Annotated in this window: 19 protein-coding genes and 1 tRNA gene; 5 read left to right on the top strand and 15 right to left on the bottom strand. The window is 70.2% G+C overall.

The genetic code is table 11. The annotated features are described in order from the left end of the window. Positions 1–72 precede the first annotated feature (72 nt). The 3 genes from LMU33_RS19815 to LMU33_RS19805 are packed head-to-tail and all read right to left on the bottom strand — an operon-like array spanning position 73 to position 3316. Entirely contained in the window at positions 73–966 is an 894-nt protein-coding gene (locus LMU33_RS19815; protein ID WP_228621824.1) for a carbohydrate ABC transporter permease, read from the bottom strand. Beyond that, positions 963–1988, bottom strand: a complete 1026-nt coding sequence (locus tag LMU33_RS19810; protein WP_228621823.1) for a carbohydrate ABC transporter permease — start codon at positions 1986–1988, stop codon at positions 963–965. Before LMU33_RS19810 ends, LMU33_RS19815 begins: the two co-directional genes overlap by 4 nt. Continuing rightward, positions 1985–3316: an ABC transporter substrate-binding protein gene (locus LMU33_RS19805; protein WP_228621822.1), complete on the bottom strand. Its 1332-nt coding sequence runs from the start codon at positions 3314–3316 to the stop codon at positions 1985–1987. The genes LMU33_RS19810 and LMU33_RS19805 overlap by 4 nt, the downstream gene beginning before the upstream one ends. 317 nt (positions 3317–3633) lie before the next feature. Between LMU33_RS19805 and LMU33_RS19800 the strand changes: the two genes are divergently transcribed. Beyond that, the gene (locus tag LMU33_RS19800; RefSeq protein ID WP_228621821.1) at positions 3634–4689 is read left to right on the top strand and encodes a LacI family DNA-binding transcriptional regulator; all 1056 of its coding nucleotides are present in this window, start codon (positions 3634–3636) and stop codon (positions 4687–4689) included. A gap of 62 nt (positions 4690–4751) precedes the next feature. Here the strand turns inward: LMU33_RS19800 and LMU33_RS19795 are convergent, their stop codons facing one another. Continuing rightward, entirely contained in the window at positions 4752–5717 is a 966-nt protein-coding gene (locus LMU33_RS19795) for an NAD(P)H-dependent flavin oxidoreductase (RefSeq protein ID WP_228621820.1), read from the bottom strand. Between the two features lie 18 nt (positions 5718–5735). After that, on the bottom strand, positions 5736–6122 hold the full coding sequence (locus LMU33_RS19790; protein ID WP_228621819.1) for a DoxX family protein: 387 nt from the start codon (positions 6120–6122) through the stop codon (positions 5736–5738). A gap of 119 nt (positions 6123–6241) precedes the next feature. Here LMU33_RS19790 and sigJ point away from each other — a divergent pair, with 119 nt between their 5' ends. Then, complete coding sequence (sigJ, locus tag LMU33_RS19785) at positions 6242–7186, top strand: RNA polymerase sigma factor SigJ (RefSeq protein WP_228621818.1); 945 nt, start codon at positions 6242–6244, stop codon at positions 7184–7186. 69 nt (positions 7187–7255) lie between these two features. On the opposite strand, the gene LMU33_RS19780 is transcribed toward sigJ, so the two are convergent. From LMU33_RS19780 to LMU33_RS19750, 7 genes are all read right to left on the bottom strand, one after another. Continuing rightward, complete coding sequence (locus LMU33_RS19780) at positions 7256–8449, bottom strand: M23 family metallopeptidase (protein ID WP_228621817.1); 1194 nt, start codon at positions 8447–8449, stop codon at positions 7256–7258. Further along, positions 8437–8634, bottom strand: coding sequence for a thiol-disulfide oxidoreductase DCC family protein (locus LMU33_RS19775; protein ID WP_228621816.1), 198 nt, complete (start codon positions 8632–8634; stop codon positions 8437–8439). The genes LMU33_RS19780 and LMU33_RS19775 overlap by 13 nt, the downstream gene beginning before the upstream one ends. A 95-nt stretch (positions 8635–8729) precedes the next feature. Beyond that, on the bottom strand, positions 8730–9386 hold the full coding sequence (locus tag LMU33_RS19770; protein ID WP_228621815.1) for a TetR/AcrR family transcriptional regulator: 657 nt from the start codon (positions 9384–9386) through the stop codon (positions 8730–8732). Positions 9387–10200: 814 nt separating this feature from the next. Next, positions 10201–10273: transfer RNA gene (locus tag LMU33_RS19765), tRNA-His, on the bottom strand. A gap of 129 nt (positions 10274–10402) precedes the next feature. Further along, on the bottom strand, positions 10403–11005 hold the full coding sequence (orn, locus tag LMU33_RS19760) for an oligoribonuclease (RefSeq protein ID WP_228621814.1): 603 nt from the start codon (positions 11003–11005) through the stop codon (positions 10403–10405). A 134-nt stretch (positions 11006–11139) separates the two neighbouring features. Beyond that, positions 11140–12354, bottom strand: coding sequence for a helix-turn-helix domain-containing protein (locus LMU33_RS19755; protein WP_228621813.1), 1215 nt, complete (start codon positions 12352–12354; stop codon positions 11140–11142). Between the two features lie 378 nt (positions 12355–12732). Beyond that, positions 12733–13002, bottom strand: a complete 270-nt coding sequence (locus LMU33_RS19750; protein WP_228621812.1) for a hypothetical protein — start codon at positions 13000–13002, stop codon at positions 12733–12735. Between the two features lie 317 nt (positions 13003–13319). Between LMU33_RS19750 and LMU33_RS19745 the strand changes: the two genes are divergently transcribed. Together LMU33_RS19745 and LMU33_RS19740 are read left to right on the top strand one after the other, a co-directional pair. Further along, entirely contained in the window at positions 13320–13847 is a 528-nt protein-coding gene (locus LMU33_RS19745) for a universal stress protein (protein WP_228621811.1), read from the top strand. 152 nt (positions 13848–13999) lie between these two features. Then, the gene (locus LMU33_RS19740; RefSeq protein WP_228621810.1) at positions 14000–14560 is read left to right on the top strand and encodes a GPR1/FUN34/YaaH family transporter; all 561 of its coding nucleotides are present in this window, start codon (positions 14000–14002) and stop codon (positions 14558–14560) included. 69 nt (positions 14561–14629) lie between these two features. Here LMU33_RS19740 and glmS read toward each other — a convergent pair whose 3' ends face one another. Beyond that, on the bottom strand, positions 14630–16447 hold the full coding sequence (glmS, locus tag LMU33_RS19735; RefSeq protein ID WP_228621809.1) for a glutamine--fructose-6-phosphate transaminase (isomerizing): 1818 nt from the start codon (positions 16445–16447) through the stop codon (positions 14630–14632). A gap of 12 nt (positions 16448–16459) precedes the next feature. Continuing rightward, positions 16460–16717: a hypothetical protein gene (locus tag LMU33_RS19730; RefSeq protein WP_228621808.1), complete on the bottom strand. Its 258-nt coding sequence runs from the start codon at positions 16715–16717 to the stop codon at positions 16460–16462. Between the two features lie 165 nt (positions 16718–16882). On the opposite strand from LMU33_RS19730, the gene LMU33_RS19725 reads away from it, so the two are divergent. Further along, positions 16883–18448: a purple acid phosphatase family protein gene (locus tag LMU33_RS19725; protein ID WP_228621807.1), complete on the top strand. Its 1566-nt coding sequence runs from the start codon at positions 16883–16885 to the stop codon at positions 18446–18448. A 45-nt stretch (positions 18449–18493) separates the two neighbouring features. Here LMU33_RS19725 and LMU33_RS19720 read toward each other — a convergent pair whose 3' ends face one another. Next, positions 18494–19375 (bottom strand): DUF4429 domain-containing protein, encoded by an 882-nt coding sequence (locus LMU33_RS19720; protein ID WP_228621806.1) that lies wholly within the window; start codon positions 19373–19375, stop codon positions 18494–18496. Between the last annotated feature and the right edge of the window lie 2 nt (positions 19376–19377).

Raw genomic sequence — 19377 nt, 5'->3', positions numbered from 1 at the left:
AGGGGAGGGGGAGGCGGAGAGGGGGGAGGAAGGGGCCGGGGCGGCGGTGGCCCGGCCCCTGTGCAGGGGGTGTCAGCCCTTGATCGCGCCCTGCATGATCCCGCCCACGATCTGCTTGCCGAACAGGACGAACGCGACCAGCAGTGGCAGCGTGCCGAGCAGCGCGCCCGCCATGATCACCGCCTGGTCCGGGACATACCCGGTGCCGAGCGAGTTCAGGGCCACCTGCACGGTCGGGTTCTGCTGGTTCAGGGCGATGATCGGCCACAGGAAGTCGTTCCAGGCGAACACGAACGTCAGCAGGCCGAGCACGGCCATCGCCGGACGCGCCGCCGGGAAGACCACGTGCCAGACGATCCGCAGGCTGCTCGCCCCGTCCACCCGGGCCGCCTCGATCAGCTCCGTCGGCAGCGCCTGCACCAGGTACTGCCGCATGAAGAACGTGCCGAAGGCGGTGACGAGACTGGGCAGGATCACCGTCTGCAGCTGGTTCGACCAGCCGAGGTCCGACATCCACAGGTACAGCGGTACGACGGCCAGCTGCGGCGGGATCATCATCGTGCCGATGGTCAGCAGCAACAGCAGGCTGGAGAAGCGGAACCGCAGCTTGGCGAAGGCGAAGCCGGCCAGGGTCGAGAACAGCACCGTGCTCACCGTGATCGTGCCCGCCACGATCACCGAGTTGAACATCGCGGTGCCCAGCCCGGCCTGGTCCCAGGCCGTCTGCAGGTTCCTGAACAGGTTGCCGCCGAACCACAGCGGCGGCGGGGTCTGTGCCAGCCGCCGGTCGGTGCGGGACGCGGCGATCGCCGTCCACACCAGCGGGGCGAGGGAGACCAGCGCGAAGACGGTGAGCACGACGTACGTCACCGGGCCCGCGTGCAGCTGCTTGCCCGCGCCCATCACCCGGCGACGCCCGGCCTTCGGAGCCTTCGTCACGGGCAGTGTCAGTTCACCGGTCGTCATTGGGACTTCCTCAGCCGTCGGGTGAGCAGCAGATTGACCGCGGCGACGACCAGCAGGACCAGGAACATCGACCAGGCGATCGCGGACGCCTTGCCGAGGTTGCCGATGATCCAGCCCTGGTCGTACATGTACAGACCGAGCGTCTGGTACTGGTGCTCCGAGCCGCCCTTGGACCCGCTGACCCCGCCGAACAGCAACGGCTCGCCGAAGAGCTGGGTCGCACCGATCGTCGAGACCACGACCGTGAACAGGATCGTCGGGCGCAGCTGCGGGATCGTCACATGCCGGAACTGCTGCCAGCGACTGGCGCCGTCGATCGCCGCCGACTCGTACAGATCGGTCGGGATCGCCTGCATGGCCGCCAGGTAGATCAGCGCGTTGTAGCCGGTCCAGCGCCAGATCACGATCGACGACACCGCGAACTGCGAACCCCAGTCGGACTCACGCCAGTTGACGGGGTTCACCCCGAAGAAGTGCAGGATCCAGTTGACCATGCCGCCGTCCCACGAGTACAGCAGCGTGAACACCAGGGTCGCCGCGGCCACCGAGGTGGCGTACGGGGTCAGCATCACCACACGCCAGACGGTGGAGCCCCGCAGCCGGTAGTTCAGCAGATGCGCGAGCCCGATCGCGGCCAGCAGCTGCGGCACGGTCGAGATGACACCGATGGTCAGGGTGTTCTTCAGGGCGTTCCAGAAGAAATCCGAGGACCAGAGGTTCTTGTAGTTGTCCAGGCCCGCCCAGGTCTGGTGGTCGAGGGACGACAGCTGCACGTCGTGCAGCGAGTACCAGGCCGTGTAGAGCAGCGGGACCAGCGTGAACGCCCCGAACAGGACGAAGAACGGGGACACGAACGCGTACGGCGACGCCTTCATGTCCCAGCGGTACAGCCGGCTGCGCCAGGAGTCGGCGCCCGCCGGCGTACCGCGACCGTGAGCGCCCCGTGCCGCGCCCGGCGGGGTGCCGGGCGCGGCGTCGGCGCTCGACGCGGGGTGCGCGAGAGCCTGCTTGGGGCTGGTCACTGGCCGAGCACGTCCTTGATCTCCTTGGACGCCGCGTCCCAGCCCTGGGACGGCGACTTGCCCTTCTGCTCGACCTGGAGGATGCCGACGTCGGTGATCGCGGAGTTCATCGGCTGGTCCTTGATGCCGAAGTACTGCGTCGGGATCGTCTTCGCCGAGTCGGAGAAGATCTGGGTGAGCGGCGCGTTCGAGAAGTACGCCGTGGTGTCCGCGGCCGGCTTCAGGTTCGCGTACGCCGACGGGGTCGACGGGAAGCTCGCCTGCTTGGCGAAGACCTTGGCCTGCTGCTCGGGCGCGGTCAGCCACTTGGCCAGCGCGACGGCCTCCTTCTGGTGCTTGCCCGCGAGCGGCACGCCGAGCCAGGAGCCGCCCCAGTTGGCCGCGGTGGGCGCCGCCGCCACGTCCCACTTGCCCTTGCCGGAGTCGCCGGACTTCTGCTCGATGTAGCCGACCATCCAGGCCGGGCAGGCGACGGTGGCGAAGGCGGCGTTGGCGTAGCCCTGGTCCCAGGTGGGGTCGAACTGCTTCAGCTTCGCCGACATGTTGCTGGTGGCGACGTCCATGGCGACGTTCCAGGCCTTCTTCACGCCGTCGGACTTGTCCCAGGCGACGTTGCCGTCGTTGTCGTAGTACCGCTCGTCGGCGCCGCCGAGGGCCGCGTTGTAGACGGAGGACGCGGAGTCCACGAACTTGGTGCCCTTGGGCGCCTTCTTCATGTACTGCTTGCCGACGTCGACGTACTTGCTCCAGTCGCCCTTCCACATCTCGGCGAGCTTGGTCCGGTCGGTCGGCAGCCCGGCCTTCTGGAACAGGTCCTTCCGGTAGCAGATGGCCATCGGACCGATGTCCGTCCCGAGCCCGATGAGCTTGCCGTCCTTGGTGGTGGCCTGGGCGTTCTTCCAGTCCAGCCACTGGGACTTGTCGACCTCCTTGCCCAGGTCGACGAACTTGTTCGCCTGGGTCTGCACGGCCTCGGTGATGTTGCCGATCTCGATGGCCTGGATGTCGTCGGTGCCGGAGCCGGCCTGGAGGCGGGTGAGCACCTTCGGCCAGTACACGTCGGTGCGGGTGGTGACGTTCTCCTTGATGTTGATGTCCGGGTGCAGCTTCATGTACTCGTCATAGAGGCCGGACTGCTTGTAGCCGAAGACGCCGAAGGTACCGATGGTCAGCGTGATCTTGCCTTTGCCACTGCCGTTTCCGCCGCCGGAGCCGTCCGACGAGCCGTCGTCCGAGTCCTTGGCGCAGCCTGCCAGCAGCCCCGTGGCCAACGCGGCAACGGCCGTGAGGGCCATCAGCCGCTGGGACCGGCGGATGCTCGTGCGCATTGCGTCCTCCTGTTGCCTGACGTGCCGACCCCCCGGCCAACTGCATGGAATTGGGCCCGTTCGTACTCGCTGCGGCTCGGGCGGGGAACGTGCGGGATGTGTAGGTGCCAGGTACTGTGGGAGCGCTCCCATGAGTGATGTGTTGAAGAGTCGTCGGTCCGGAGCGGGGTGTCAAGGGAGCGGACAGCGGCAACTGCGTTCAGTTATCTGAGCGTTAACTGCGGGTCCCGGGGCGCAGCCCGGGGACGGTCACCGCGGCGAACGGTGCTGTTACATTCCAGGCCAGCACCACGAGTCGGTCGAGAAAGGCGGAGCCCATGGCAAGCCACGGAGCGCGAGGCCGGAGCGGGGGGCGGCCCACGCTCGAGGAGGTCGCCGCCCGTGCCGGGGTCGGCCGGGGCACGGTCTCGCGGGTGATCAACGGCTCGCCCCGGGTCAGCGACGCCACCCGCGCAGCGGTCGAGGCGGCGGTCGCCGAGCTCGGCTACGTCCCCAACACCGCCGCCCGCGCCCTCGCCGCCAACCGCACCGACGCCATCGCGCTCGTCGTCCCCGAGCCGGAGACCCGCTTCTTCGCGGAACCGTACTTCTCCGACATGCTGCGCGGAGTCGGCTCCGAACTCTCCGAAACCGAGATGCAGTTGCTGCTGATCTTCGCCGGCAGCGACCGCGAGCGCCGACGCCTCGCGCAGTACCTGGCGGCCCACCGGGTGGACGGCGTCCTGCTGGTCTCGGTCCACGCCGACGACCCCCTGCCCGACCTGCTGGCCCAGCTGGAGATCCCGGCCGTGATCAGCGGCCCCCGCTCGGCCGGCGAGACGCTCACCTCGGTGGACTCCGACAACTACGGCGGCGCCCGCTCGGCTGTGGAGCACCTGCTCTCCCGCGGCCGCACCCGCATCGCCCACATCACCGGCCGCCTCGACGTCTACGGCGCCAAGCGCCGCGTCGACGGCTACCGCGACGCCCTGCGCGACGCGGGCCGGGAGGTGGACGAACTCCTCGTCGAACCGGGGGACTTCACGGAGGAGGGCGGCCGCCGGGCCATGTCCGTGCTCCTGGACCGACGCCCCGACCTGGACGCGGTCTTCGCCGGTTCGGACGTGATGGCGGCCGGTGCCCGGCAGGTGCTGCGCGAGGCGGGCCGCCGTATCCCGGACGACGTGGCCCTCGTCGGCTACGACGACTCCGCCATCGCCCGCCACATGGACCCGCCGCTGACCAGCGTCCGCCAGCCCATCGAGGAGATGGGCCGCGCGATGATCGACCTCCTCCTCACGGAGATCGCCGACCGCCGCCCGCCCACGTCCCGGGGGCTGGAGCGGCAGCACGCGGTGCTGCCGACGCAACTGGTGGCGCGGGCGTCGTCGTAGTGCTCGTACGAGCCAGCCCCCATAGTTCTCGTACGACCCAGTCCCCGTAGTACTCGTACGAGTCAGTTCCCGCCGGCCCGTTTCAACGCGTCCTCGGCCTGTGCCGCCAGCATGGTGACCAGGTCGGCTGCCGAGGGCAGGTCGGTGATGAGGTCCGCGCCCTCGCCCGCCCACTGCGGAAGTGCGGGGATGTCACCGCGTACGACGGCCTCCCGGTACGACCGCCCGGCCTCGGGGTCGGCGGCGAGTTCCGTCTCCTTGCCGCGCCAGCGGTCGAGGAAGGGGTGCGGGAGAGTGCGGGCGGTGTACTTCGCCGGCCAGCGCGAGCCGCGGGCGATGTCCAGCACCCGGTTGCGCTCGGTGTCCTCGCTGCGCCCCGCGACGATGGCCCGGGCGGTCGCGGGGTCGACCAGGGCCTCCGCCGTGGCCTGGAAGCGGGTGCCGAGCAGCGCGCCCGCGGCGCCCAGGGCCAGGGCGGCCGCCACACCCCGGCCGTCGGCGATCCCGCCGGCCGCGAGCACCGGCACGGGCGCCGCCAGGTCCGCCACGACGGGCACGAACGGCAGTGTGGACCGCCCCTGCCGGGCCCCGTGCCCGCCGGCCTCGGTGCCCTGCGCCACGATCACGTCGGCGCCCAGATCCACCGCCCTGCGGGCCTCCTCCAGGTCGGTCACCTGGAGGATCAGCGCCGCACCGGAAGTGCGGACGCGCTCGGCGAACGGGCCCGGGTCACCGAAGGACAGCATCACCGCCGCCGGGCCCTGCTCCAGCGCCCACTCCACCGCACCCACATCGACGGCCCACGCCTGGAAGCCGACGCCCCAGGGCCTTCCGGCGCGCTCGGCGGCCAGGACGGGCAGTTCGCGGGACAGCCAGTCCCGGTCGCCGTTGCCGCTGCCCAGCAGTCCGAGCCCGCCGCCGCGCGAGACCGCCGCGGTCAGTGCCCCGCCGGCCGAACCGCCCATCGGTGCCAGGGCGATCGGATGCTCGACACCGAACAGCCGCGTGAACGCCGTGGACAACGCCATGACAGCCGTCTCCCCTTGTCAGCGGATGAAGGACTCGGGGCCGAAGCGGCCCCACGCCACGAACGCTGCCAGGACGATGTAGACCACGTCCACCATCATGAGTCCGACCTCGTGGCGCCGGAGTCGGGTGATCGCCGCACCGATCATGAGCAGCACCAGGCCGAGGGCGGCCAGCGGCACCAGAACCGGCGCGATGCCGAGCGCGGCGGGCAGGACCAGTCCCGCCGCGGCCAGCACCTCGAGGGCGCCGATGGCCTTCACGCCGCCGCCGCTGAAGTCGTTCACCCAATGCGCACTGGGTCCGAAGGCGGCGATCTTCGCCTTGGGTATGACCACCTTGCCGCCGCCGCTGAGCAGATAGGCGACGGCGAGCAGTCCGGTGACGATCCACAGCGCGAGGTTCATGTGCGGTCTCCTTGTTCCCGTCCCTCGATGTCGCCCCTCTGAGACAGGGCACCGCGCCGATCTGTGACAGGAGCGGATACGCTGCTGGCCGTCTTGCGGATGTTCGGAGGGGGGAATCCGTGCCGGCAACAGTGGTTGGGACGGACGCGGACGGATACCGGTCGCTGCTGTTCTCCATCGCCTACGGGATGACCGGTTCCGTGGGCGACGCCGAGGACATCGTGCAGGACGCCTTCCTCGGCCTGACCCGGGCGCGCCGGACCGGGACCCCGGTCGCGAACCTGAAGGCGTACCTGACCACCTCCGTCACGCGGCTGGGCATCAACTACCTGAGCTCGGCCCGGGTTCGGCGGGAGACCTATGTGGGCGACTGGCTGCCCGAGCCGGTGGTCGTGTCCGCCGACCGGCCCGGACCGGCCGAGCACGCCGAACTGTACGACTCGCTGTCGATGGCGTTCCTCGTGCTGCTGGAGGCCCTCTCCCCGGTGGAGCGGGCGGTGTTCGTGCTGCGCGAGGTCTTCGGGTACGGCTATCCGGAGGTGGCGGGCCTCACCGGCAAGTCCGAGGCGAACTGCCGGCAGATCTTCGCCCGCGCCAGAAAGCGCATCGGCCCCGGCGGACAGCTCGTCGACAGCCCGGCCCCCGCGCGGCGGGCGGAGAGCGAGGAGCTCGCCCGCAAGTTCTTCGCGGCCGCAGAGGGCGGCGACATGGACGCGCTGCTCGACATGCTCGCCCCGGACGTGGTGTTCCACGGGGACGGCGGTGGCAAGGCGCGGGCGCTCGCCAGGTCGGTGACCGACGCGCGGCGCGTCGCCCGGTTGCTGGTCGGCGGCCTGCGCCGGGTCGGGAAGCTCGGCGCCTTCCTGGAGGCGGCCCGGATCAACGGCCGCCCGGGCGGCGTGGTCTACGACGCGGAAGGGCGCGTGGCCAGTGTGATCGAGGTCGACGTCGCCGAGGGGCGGATCCGGGCGATCCGTTCCGTGTCCAACCCCGACAAGCTCGACCACCTCGGCCCGGTGTCGGACATCGGGCGACTGCCGCAGCGGGGGGCCGTCGATCACTGAGGCCCTTGCCCACCGGTGTGGCCACCGAGGCAACTTTGGTGGTTCGGTGAGGGGCGGACGGGCCCGTGGTCAGTTACGGATCACACGGCCGCGGTGGAAGAAACCGCCTACGTCGGTGAACGCCAGGTCCAGCCCGACGCCGTCGCGTTCGGCGTGCAGGTGCAGGTGGGGCTCGGTGGTGTTGCCCGAGTTGCCGACCTCGCCGACGAGTTGTCCCGCACGTACCTTCTGTCCGGTGGTGACCGCCACGCTACCGGGTCGCAGGTGGGCCATCTTGACCACTTCGTGGCCGGTGTCGATGAACACGTGGTTGCCGTAGAGGGGGCCGAAGCGGATGAGGCCGGGTTCCTGGTCGGGCAGTCCGTCGGCGGCGGAGATCACGACGCCGTCGCACGGCGCGTACAGCTTCGCCCCGTAGACGAGGTACGACTCCAGGCCGGTGCCGGGGCGCTTGCGGCCGTGCGCCCGGTCGACGGCGACGATGTCAAGCGCGCCGCGCTGCTCGGAGATGGAGAAGTGGTGGTTGAGGCCCTTGCCGCCGCCCTGCCCCACGTACCAGGTGCCGCCCCTGAGCGGGAAGCGCAGCGGCGCGGACAGCGGCGTGCCCCAGCGGTGCCTGCGCCGCCTGAAGAGGGTCCAGACGACGCCGGCGCACACGGCGGCCGCGACGGCCGCGCTCGGCAGCGAGTGGCCGAACGGCAGCCGCGTCGCGTGGTACCCCGCAGCCAGCATCGGCAGGGCCCCGGCTTCCAGCGAGTGCCGGACCCAGCGGCCCATCGAGGCGGGCTCGCCGTACCCCTCGAAGACGGCATAACCGGTGCCGGCGCCGAAGAGGTCGGTGAGCCAGGACGAGCCCGTGCCCGCCGTCCAGCACTCCGCGACGCCCCAGGCGATCAACGCGGTCCAGATCACCGTGCTCAGCACCGGCTGCACACGGGGCGGGACGCGGAAGGCGGGCGTCTTGTACGGGTCGCCGTCGATGAGCAGCCCGATCAGCACGCCGTCGTCGTCGGTCTTCGCCCACGCCAGCACCTGGCCGGTCGTGCCGCGGACCACCAGGCCGTCCGGCCCGTCGTCGACGCCCGCGATGTCACCGGTCAGCTCGCGGGTGGCGGCGACGATCCCCTCCAGCCGCTGCTGGCCGACCCTCCGCACGACGCGCGGGGCGAGGCGGTCCCACTCACCGGGGTCCGAGGTCAAGAAGCGGTGGAGCGCGTCGGCCGGAGACGCGTCGGCGGCGCCGTGCCGGTTCAGATCCTGCATGTGTGCTCCCAAGGCCCGGGTATGCGGTGCCGGTTGCGGGCCACCAGTCCGTAGACGGCCTGCGCCAGATGCCGTACGCCGGGCAGGGCGCCGACCATCAGCTGAGCCAGTGCGATGACTATCAGCGCTTTCCAGCGCCGGGAGTCTGCCCGCCGGGCGTCCGGATGGGGAGGCGTGCCTTGCATGATGTGATCCCTCGCGGAAGTTGGGGGAGCCGGGGGTCGGCCCGCGACCGGGGCCCCTGAGGCAAATCCGTGTGCAGGACGATGCCCGCCTGTGGCTATGCCTCCGGCTCCGGGGCTGCGGGGGTCGGCACGATGCCGAGTGCGGGCAGGATCGCCGAGAGCGTCGCGACAGCGGCATCCAGCGCTACCGGCGCCCCCGGTCCCTCACCCGCCGTCCGCGCGAGGATGCCCTCACGGACGGCCAGCAGGGTGGCCGCTACACCGCCGACGGGCGCGACCCCCCGGGCCACCGCGGGACAGCACCGCTGCAGCAGCTCCGCCAGGGCGTCCCGGACGGCTCGGTCGTGTTGATCCAGCTCGGCGGCGAGCCGCGGATCCCGGGCGGCGTGGATACGGAACTCCAGGAACAGCAGGATCCAGTCCCGCTCCAGCGGGTTGACCTCCAGCAACGCCCGGGCCAGCCCTTCGGCCGAGGCGGCCCCGGGCCCGTCGAGCAGCCGCTCCAACTGGTCGAGACGGTCCGCCGAGTGGCGATCGAAGAGCGCGAGGACCAGGTCGTCCTTGCTGCGGAAGTTGGAGTAGAACGCGCCTCGTGTGTACCCCGCGGCGGCACAGAGGTCCTCGATCGTCGTCTGGGCGTAGCCGCGCTCCACGATGACGCGCTCAGCCGACTCCAGCAGTCGCTCACGGGTGTGTATCCGGCGGCGGGGCGGGCGTGTCTCTCGCCCGGGCACGGCGTCTGATGTGCTCACGAGCCCACGATACACAGTGTATTGAAGACACCTTGCATTGAATACATCACGTACTGAACCGCTTGCTGGTCTCGGCTCGTTGGGGTGATCCTTGCTGAACTCTCCGATGTGGGTGTCGTGTTGTCGGTAGCCCTGGAGCGTGGGACATGCGGATGGGGGCGGGCTGACGCCGGCAGCACGGCGCCGGGGCGGGCCTGGATCGCGGGCAGGGGGACGTTCGCGGCCGCCGGCCAGGCCGCGTGCCTGTGGCGGAGGTCGTGGATGCGCGGTCGGCGCGGTGGGCCCGCATCGACCGCAGCGGCAACTTCAGGTCTTCCACGTGCTGTTGGAGAAGTCCTGGTCTTCGGCGGCCCGAGGAAGAAGGAGCGCTCGGAGCCCCTTGGCGCCCTCTTCCACGCCCGTGGACGCTTGCGGTGGGTACGGTGCCGCCGAGGACGAGCCGGTCGGCAAGGTCCCGAGCATTCTCATCAGCCCGAGGCAGCCGGGTGCCGGCGCAGCGGTTCTTGGTCGTCAGCGGGGGGTCGGCCTCGATCGCGGCCTGGACGATGCGCCACGGGAGACCGTGCCGGTCGGCCATGGACTTGGGAGCGGCGGGCCGCCGGATCCAGTCCTGCACGTCGTCCGCCGTGATGTTGCCGACGGTGGCAGACGTGACCTGTCCCGCCCGCGTCGTGTGCACGAAGACCACTCGGCGAGCGGTGCGCCCTGGATGGCAGATCGAAGATCCGGCCGCGTCTGGCCGCTGTTTGGCCAAGCTGGAAGACCGAAAGGCCCCTGACCCGCGTTTCCGCAGGTCAGGGGCCTTTCAATCAAGGGTGAGTGACGGGACTCGAACCCGCGACATCCTGGACCACAACCAGGTGCTCTACCAGCTGAGCTACACCCACCACGACCGGCGGTTGAACTCGTCGTTTCCCCGACCGGCCGAGAAGAAGTCTACAGGGTCCGAAGGGGTGCTCGCGCACAGGTTTTCGCGCGGGCCGCCGAGCGGACCCCGAAAGGCCGCAGGTGTGTCGTCACTGCGCGGGCAGCACGTGCTTGGCGGCGATCGTCTTCGCGGTGTCGGAGTCCGGGCCGGGCTGCGGGACGAAGATGGCCTCGCGGTAGTAGCGCAGCTCGGCGATCGACTCGCGGATGTCGGCGAGGGCCCGGTGGTTGCCGTTCTTCTCCGGGCTGTTGAAGTACGCCCTGGGGTACCAGCGGCGGGCCAGCTCCTTGATGGAGGACACGTCGACGATCCGGTAGTGCAGGTAGTCCTCCACGGTCGGCATGTCCCGCAGCAGGAAGCCGCGGTCGGTGCCGACGGAGTTGCCGCACAGCGGGGCCTTGCCGGGCTCCTTCACGTACTCCTTCACATACGCCAGCACCTGCTCCTCGGCGTCCTTCAGGGTCGTGCCGTTCGGGAGCTCGGCGAGGAGCCCGGAAGCGGTGTGCATCTGACGCACCACCTCCGGCATCGTCTCCAGCGCCTGGTCCGGCGGGCGGATGACGATGTCCACCCCCTCGCCGAGTACGTTCAGCTCGGAGTCGGTGACGAGGGCGGCCACCTCGATGAGCGCGTCGTCGGACAGCGAGAGGCCGGTCATCTCGCAGTCGATCCACACCATGCGATCGTTCATGCGACCACCCTAAAGCTGACGTCGGCTTTTGGGGTCACCCGTGTTCGGCGGGGAAGCACCGGGGAGGGTCGTCGGGGTGGCGAAAAGGGGGCGAGCCGTGCTCGCCCCCTCTCTCTCAGCCACCGCTCCCTCTCTCAGCTACCGCTCCGCGGCCCCGGCAGCAGTCCCACCGCGCCCGCCGCCGTACGGCGGCTCTGCATGGGGACCCCGCTGTCGCGGTCCGGGTGCAGCATGGGTGCATGACCCACCGGTCCGGGGCCCGCGAGGCCCGTGGGCGGGCCCGGCTGGCCGGCGGGTGGCAGGGGCTCCGCGTCGGCCGGCCTCTCGCCCTGCGGCCTGCGGGCCCGGTAGGCGGCCCGGTAGGCGGCGGGGGAGGAGCCGAGCTGGCGGCGGAAGTGCCCGCGCAGCGCGACGGGGGAGCGGAAGCCGCAGCGGCCCGCCACCTCGTCCACGGAGTAGTCCGACGTCTCCAGGAGGCGCTGTGCCTGCAGCACCCGCTGGGTGATCAGCCACTGCAGCGGAGCGCTGCCGGTCAGCGAGCGGAACCGGCGGTCGAACGTGCGGCGGCTCATATAGGCGCGTGCCGCCAGGGTCTCCACGTCGAACTGCTCGTGGAGGTGTTCCAGCGCCCAGGCGACGACCTCGGCGAGCGGGTCGGCGCCGATCTCCTCGGGTAAAGACCGATCGAGATAGCGCTCCTGACCGCCGCTGCGGCGCGGTGGGACCACCAGGCGGCGGGCCAGCGCGCCGGCCGCCTCGTTGCCGTGGTCCGTCCGCACGATATGGAGACAGAGATCGATTCCGGCCGCCGTACCCGCCGACGTCAGGACGTCGCCGTCGTCCACGAAGAGCTCCCGTGGATCGACGTGCACCGACGGATAGCGCTTGGCCAGCGTCGGCGCGTACATCCAGTGGGTCGTCGCCGGGCGGCCGTCCAGCAGGCCCGCCGCCGCGAGGACGAAGGCGCCGGTGCACAGCCCGACGATGCGGGCACCCTCCTCGTGCGCCCGGCGCAGCGCGTCGAGCGCATCCTCCGGTGGCGGCGCGGTGATCGACCGCCAGGCCGGTACGACGACCGTCCCGGCGCGGGATATCGCCTCCAGTCCATGCGGTGCGCTGAGTTCCAGGCCCCCTGTGGTCCGCAGCGGGCCCTCCTCGCCGGCGCACACCAGCAGTCGGTAGCGCGGCACGCCGGCGTCCTGGCGGTCTATCCCGAACACCGACAGCGGAATGGAACTCTCGAAGATGGGGCCGCCGCTGAACAGCAGCACCGCGACGATCTCCTTGCGGCGTCGCCCGGAGAGTTTCCGGGCTGCGGCTTCCGGCGCGGCAGTGGAGTCGTGGCTCATACTGCTAAGCCCCCCTCGGTGGTCGCGGCTCCTCGGTTGTGTCGCTCCTGCACGTTTCCCCTCGGTCCTGCACGAGTCCCCCGCCGTAAGACAGTCAAGATCGAATCTACTGGCTCCCGCGGTCTGACGGTGACCAGTTCCACACGCCCGAGATTGTCGACATGACAACTTGGCGTGAAGCATTCGATCACGAAGCGTTGCACTCGCGGAGCGTGCAGGGAAGTGCGCCTTGTCGCAGTGGCCAAACCGCGTAGGGTGCGCAGCCGCCCGTGGACCCTTTCCGTGCAGGTCGAACGGGGGTTGGAGGGTGGTTGGGGGCCCTTTTCGGCAACATTCAGAAGTTGGCTGAAAAGAAGCGTTCGGGGGTGCGAAAACAGGTCAGTCGACCGGTGTCCGTCGGCGGGTGTGACGTCCGCCTCTTTGCTCGGCGCAACCCGCCGCACACCGCTCCGACCGGCGCAGCAGGAAGCGGCACACGGCCGTGACGGCGGCCAGGCCCAGGGCGGCGCCCGTCGCGCCGGCCAGCGAGGTGCCGTACCAGACCAGGACGACGGGGACGAGGACGCAGCTGAAGACGGCCCAGCGGATCACATCGCTCACGGTGTCCGGCGCGGGCGGCGGCTCGGAGGTGGATCGGTGACCGGGCATGACTCGTATCTCCCTGTGGCGGTGGCTCGCACGGTTCAACGTCTGTTCGACCGGTCGGTCACCGGCCGTACATCTGTTGATCCTGTGCAAACCGCCTGTACGGGGCAGCAACCATTGCGTTACGGGCGCCGCTCGTGCATGCTCCGGTGAACCCCTACGGACGTCGGGGGACCGCTTACGGAGCGTGCGCGGGGTCTGGGCTCGGGAGGCGTGCCGCCGTACCCTTGGGGGTATGGGGTTGGGAAGATGTTTCCCGGACACAGCTCCGCTGCACACTGTCGTCCCACCCATAAAAGGATCACAACGCCGAGACAGCCATGGCCGGTCACGAATTCTTCGAACCCGCGGACCGCAAGCGACCGGTCGCCGACCCCACGGCGGCCGATCCCCAGGCGGCGGAAGAGCCACGCCCCATCTGCGACCCAGCCTTCCGGCACGGAGTCGTCGTGGGCTTCGACGGCTCCACGTCCAGTGAGCGCGCCCTCGCCTACGCCATCGGCATGGCCCACCGCTCCCACTCGGGTCTGATCATCGTCCATGTCGCCAACCGGCTGCCCACCACCGTGTGGGCCGGCTGCGAGCCGCCCGTCTTCGTGGACGTGCCCGACCATCGCACCGAGGTCCTCGGCCTGGAGCTGGCGTGCGCGGACTATCTGGCCGAGGTGCCGTGGATCCTGGTCGAGCGGGGCGGGGACATCTGCCACGAACTCGAAGAGGTGGGGCGGGAGTACGAGGCGGACGCGATCGTCGTCGGCTCCACGCACGGCATCGTCGGGCGCATCTTCGGCTCCGTCGCGGGGCGGCTCGCCAAGCGGGCGCAGCGACCGGTGATCGTCATCCCGTGACCCGCGTCCTCTGAGCCCCCCGACTCCCTCCCTGCCTGCCTGTCAACTCCCTTGGTGCAGCGCGAAACTACTCGCGCGTAGAGGTGGTTTGTGCCCTTGTGAAGGGCATATACCGGTCACCGCGCAACAGCACAGCATGAAGGGAGCCCGCCGTGGACAACGAAGTCTCTGCGGGAAGCGGAAACACCACCGTGGTCGGCCGACTCGCCCTGGGAATCACCCTGTTGGCGTTCGGGCTCGGTACGACCGGTGTCATTCACGGCGTAGCCGCATCCGACGCCGTCTCACTCGCCCACTACGTGGGCGGAGTTGCCCTGTTCCTCGTCGGTCTGCTGGCCTTCCGGGGCGGCGACAGCGCCTCCGGTACGGGCTTCGTGGCCCTCGGTGCACTGTGGTTCACCTGGGCCGTCGCAGGTCAGTCCTCCGCCAACGGAGCCGGGCTCTTCCTGCTCCTCTTCGCCCTGGTGGCGCTCACCCTGACCCTCGCGGGCGGGGACAGCCTCGGTCAGGTCATGCACGGGCTGCTGTTCCTGGCCATGCTGGTGCTGGCCGTCGCGGCCTTCGCCGACAGCTCTTCTCTGGCCAAGGTGGGCGGCTGGGTCGCCGCGGTGTCCGGTGCGGTGGCCTGGTACGCCGCCACGGCCGCGCTGGCGCACTGGCCGACGGCGCTTCCTGGTCGTGCTGCGGGCCGGGGGGTGACGGCCGCCGGCTGATCCGAGCAGCACTGAAGGGACCCCCACGTGAAGGTGGCACACGTGGGGGTCCGTTCTGCTGTGGTGGAACTACTCCACCGTCACCGACTTGGCGAGGTTCCGCGGCTTGTCGATGTCCCGGCCCAGGGCCTTCGCCGTGTGGTAGGCCAGCAGCTGGAGCGGGATGCCCATCAGGATGGGGTCGAGTTCGTCCTCGTTCTTCGGGACGACGATCGTCTGGTCGGCCTTCTCCTGGTGCTGGTGGGCCACCGCGAGGATCTTGCCGCTGCGGGCCTTGATCTCCTCCAGGGCCGCGCGGTTCTTCTCCAGCAGGTCGTCGTCGGGCACGATCGCGACCGTGGGCAGGGCCGGCTCGATCAGGGCGAGCGGGCCGTGCTTCAGCTCGGAGGCCGGGTAGGCCTCGGCGTGGATGTAGGAGACCTCCTTGAGCTTCAGGGAGGCCTCGCGGGCCACCGGGTAGCCCCGGACGCGGCCGATGAAGAGCATCGAGCGGGCGTCGGCGTACAGCTCGGCCAGCTCCTTGACCTTCTCCTCCTGCTTGAGGATCTCGGTGATCTGCTCCGGCAGCTTCCTGAGGCCCTCGATGATCCGCTTGCCGTCGCGGACCGAGAGGTCACGGGTGCGGCCCAGGTGCAGGGCGAGCAGCGCGAAGGCGACGGTCATGTTGGTGAAGCACTTGGTCGACACCACGCAGACCTCGGGGCCGGCGTGCACGTAGATGCCGGCGTCGGCCTCGCGGGCGATCGCCGAGCCGACGACGTTGACGACGCCGAAGACCCGGGCGCCCTTGCGCTTGAGCTCCTGCACGGCGGCGAGGACGTCGTACGTCTCACCGGACTGGGAGACGGCCACGTACAGGGTGTCGGGGTCCACGACCGCGTTGCGGTAGCGGAACTCGGAGGCCGGCTCGGCGTCGGCGGGGATGCGGGCCAACTCCTCGATCATCTGGGCGCCGATCATGCCCGCGTGGTACGAGGTGCCGCAGCCGAGGATCTTCACGCGGCGGATCTGCCGGGCCTCGCGGGCGTCCAGGTTGAGGCCGCCCAGGTGCACGGTGGAGAAGCGGTCGTCGATGCGGCCGCGCAGCACGCGGTCCACGGCGTCGGCCTGCTCGAAGATCTCCTTGTGCATGTAGGTGTCGTGGCCGCCCATGTCGTACGACTCGGCCTCCCACTCCACCGTGGTGGGCTCGGCGGTGGTGCGCGTGCCCTCGGTGGTGTAGGTGCGGAAGTCGTCGGCCTTGAGGGTGGCCATCTCGCCGTCGTCCAGCGTCACTATCTGGCGGGTGTGGGTGACCAGGGCGGCGATGTCGGACGCGACGAACATCTCCTTCTCGCCGATGCCGAGGACGACCGGGGAGCCGTTGCGGGCCACCACGATCCGGTCGGGGAAGTCGGCGTGCAGGACCGCGATGCCGTAGGTGCCCTCGATCACGCGGACCGCCTGGCGGACCTTGTCCTCCAGCTTCTCGGCGGTGGAGCGGGCGATGAGGTGGGTGAGGACCTCGGTGTCGGTCTCGGAGAGGAACTCGACACCGTCCGCCTCCAGCTTGCGGCGCAGGTCGGCGGCGTTGTCGATGATGCCGTTGTGCACGACGGCGACCTTGTTGTCGGCCGACATGTGCGGGTGGGCGTTGACGTCGGAGGGGGCGCCGTGGGTGGCCCAGCGGGTGTGGGCTATGCCGGTGGTGCCCTTGAAGCGCGCCGGGACCTTGGCCTCCAGGTCGCGCACCCGGCCCTTGGCCTTGACCATCTTCAGGCCGGGCGCCTTCGGGGAGGTGACGACGATGCCCGCGGAGTCGTAGCCGCGGTACTCCAGCCGCTGCAGACCCTCCAGGAGGAGAGGTGCGACGTCACGCTTCCCGATGTATCCGACAATTCCGCACATGTACAGGTATTCCTAGCCGTAGACGATGCGTCGCAGCTGCCTGAGCGTCAGCTCGGGCGGTGCCACCGCTCGATATTTGAGGTCCGCCCCGATCCTTTCGAAGATCTCCGCGTTCACCAGGCCCTGGGCCTGGAGTTCGCGGTGGCGGCGCCGGACGAAGTCCTCCGTCGACTCGTCGAAGTACGCGAGCACCTCCTGGACCACCCGCAGCGCCTCGCCCCGGCTCAGGGGCGTGGACCGCGTCAGGTGATCAAGAAGTTCGTCGTGCACCCGGTAGATCCTGGGCCACCGGCGCCGGTTTCGCAAGAATCCTGCCCGATATCGGGCAGCTGCCTGTTGTCGGGCTGGTGGATCTCTGTTCGTCGGCTGTCCATCCTGTGTCTTGCGTCTCGTTGGAGATGTGCACCATTTTCAGACTCCATGGACATTCCTCGTATGGGAGTACCGGAGAAGCTGGCCGCGCGCATGAGCATGGCGGAGCAGCACGAGTACCTGCGCGCCAGATTCTCCCGGCGCACCATGATCAGAGGCGGCGCCGTCACGCTCGGCGCCGTCGCGGGTGGCGCGTTCGTGCCGGGCGCCACCGCCCAGGCGGCGGTGCCGACGCAGCGAACCGCCTCCGCCACCGAGACGGTCGACGGTGCCCTGGTGGCCCCCTTCGGCCGCCACCTCGCCTACGGCAACGACCCGCGCACCGAGATGACGGTCTCCTGGCAGGTCCCGGTCGCCGTGAAGAACCCGTTCATCCGCATCGGCGCCCACCCCTGGGACCTCTCCCGCAAGATCGACGCCGAGGTCCGCACCCTCTACACCCCGGCCGGCGTCGGCGCGAGCGGCGACCACACGCAGTACTACCTGCACGCCCAGCTCAGCCACCTGCGCCCGGGCAGGACCTACTACTACGGCGTCGGCCACGAGGGCTTCGACCCGGCCGAGCGGCACCTGCTGGGCACCCTCGGCACCTTCACCACCGCCCCCGCCCACAAGGCGCCGTTCACCTTCACCGCCTTCGGCGACCAGGGCGTCAGCTACCACGCCCTCGCCAACGACAGCCTGATCCTCGGCCAGAACCCGGCCTTCCACCTGCACGCCGGCGACATCGCCTACGGCGACCCGGCCGGCCAGGGCAAGACCACCGACACGGGCTTCGACTCGCGCACCTGGGACCAGTTCCTGTACCAGACCGAGTCGGTCGCCAAGCAGATCCCGTGGATGGTCAGTTACGGCAACCACGACATGGAGGCCTGGTACTCGCCCAACGGCTACGGCGGCGAGGAGGCCCGCTGGACCCTCCCGGACAACGGCCCGGACGCGAAGAACCTGCCCGGCGTCTACTCCTTCGTCCACGGCAACACGGCGGTCGTCTCGCTGGACCCCAACGACGTCTCCTTCGAGATCCCGGCGAACCTGGGCATCTCGGGCGGAACCCAGACGACGTGGTTCGAGGCCCAGCTGAAGAAGTACCGGGCGTGCGACGACGTCGACTTCATCGTCGTCTTCTTCCACCACTGCGCGTACTGCACCTCCACGGCGCACGCCTCGGAGGGGGGCGTGCGCCAGGAGTGGGTGCCGCTGTTCGAGAAGTACCAGGTGGACCTGGTCATCAACGGCCACAACCACCAGTACGAGCGCACCGACGTGATCAAGGACAACAAGGTCACCAAGAAGCTCCCGATCGGCGGCACCGCCTACCCCGAGACCGAGGGCGTGGTCTACGTCACCGCCGGCGCGGCGGGCCGCAGCCTGTACGCGTTCAGCGCCCCGGACTCCTACGAGGGCCACGAGAACGAGGTCGACTCCGTCGCCTCCTTCATCAACACCAAGGACGGCAAGGTCAACGAGACCGTCGCCTGGTCCCGGGTCCGCTACCTGAACTACTCCTTCCTGCGCGTGGACGTCACCCCCGCGCCGAAGGGCCGCCAGACCACGCTGAAGGTGTCGGGCATCGCCGAGACCGGCGACCGTATCGACCACTTCACGGTGTCCCGCACCGCGAAGTAGGGATTCGTCGGCGTCTTCGGGCCCCGGGCGGTCCTCACCCGCGTACTACATGCGCTTGAGGACCGCCTGCTTGGCCAGGGCGAACTCCTCGTCGGTCAGCACCCCGTCCCGGCGCAGTTCGCCCAGCTCGCGCAGGCGCCGCAGCAGGGCGTCGTGCTCGTTCTCGGCGGCCGGCTCCTTGGCGAGCACCACGGGCTGCGGGCGTACGCCGTCCTCCTCGGCGGGGGCCGCGGGATGCGGCAGCCGGGCCTGCACGGCGGCGGCCACCAGCGCCATCAGCGGATCCTTCTTGAACCCCCACAGCTCGACCGCGTTCGGGTCGTACTTCGGCGGTGCCGTCACCGGGGCGCCGCGCACCAGGAACCGCAGATGGCCGTTCTCCAGCCCGGCCGCCGGCTGCCACTCCACGCCGATGACGTCCGCGAGGGGGATCGCACGGGGGCCGCCGGAGGACTTGGCGTCCTCCGTCTTCCAGTTCCACTCAAGCCGCACCCGCTCCCCGTCGAAGGTCGCCGTACCGTCCCCCGCGGAGGCCGACACCGGCAGCGGCGGCCCCGGCAGCAGGTACCCGTCGACCGGCTCCGGTGAAACCCCGTCCAGCAGCAGGGCGTTGCGCACCTCGTCCGCGAAGTACTCGGCGACGCCGTACCGGTCGGACTCCACCGTCAGCTGGTACGGGTCGTTCGGCTCGGCGAGCCGGCCGCCGGTGGCCTGCGTCAGCGGATCGGCGCCGTCGCGCAGCCGCAGCCGCAGCCGCCCCGACCGCCGGCCCTGCTCGAAGGAGACACCGGCCAACGCCCCCAGCGGTACGACGAGTTCCCCCAGCTCACGGCGGAGCAGGCTCACGTTCTTGTCCCGCCCCGGGGTGAGCCGCAGGGCATCGCCGTCGAAGGCCCAGGTGCCGTCCTTCTGGATGATTTCCGCCATGG

This window comes from Streptomyces barringtoniae, from assembly GCF_020819595.1.
Lineage (GTDB): Bacteria > Actinomycetota > Actinomycetes > Streptomycetales > Streptomycetaceae > Streptomyces > Streptomyces barringtoniae.
This window is presented reverse-complemented; position numbering and strand designations above follow the sequence as displayed.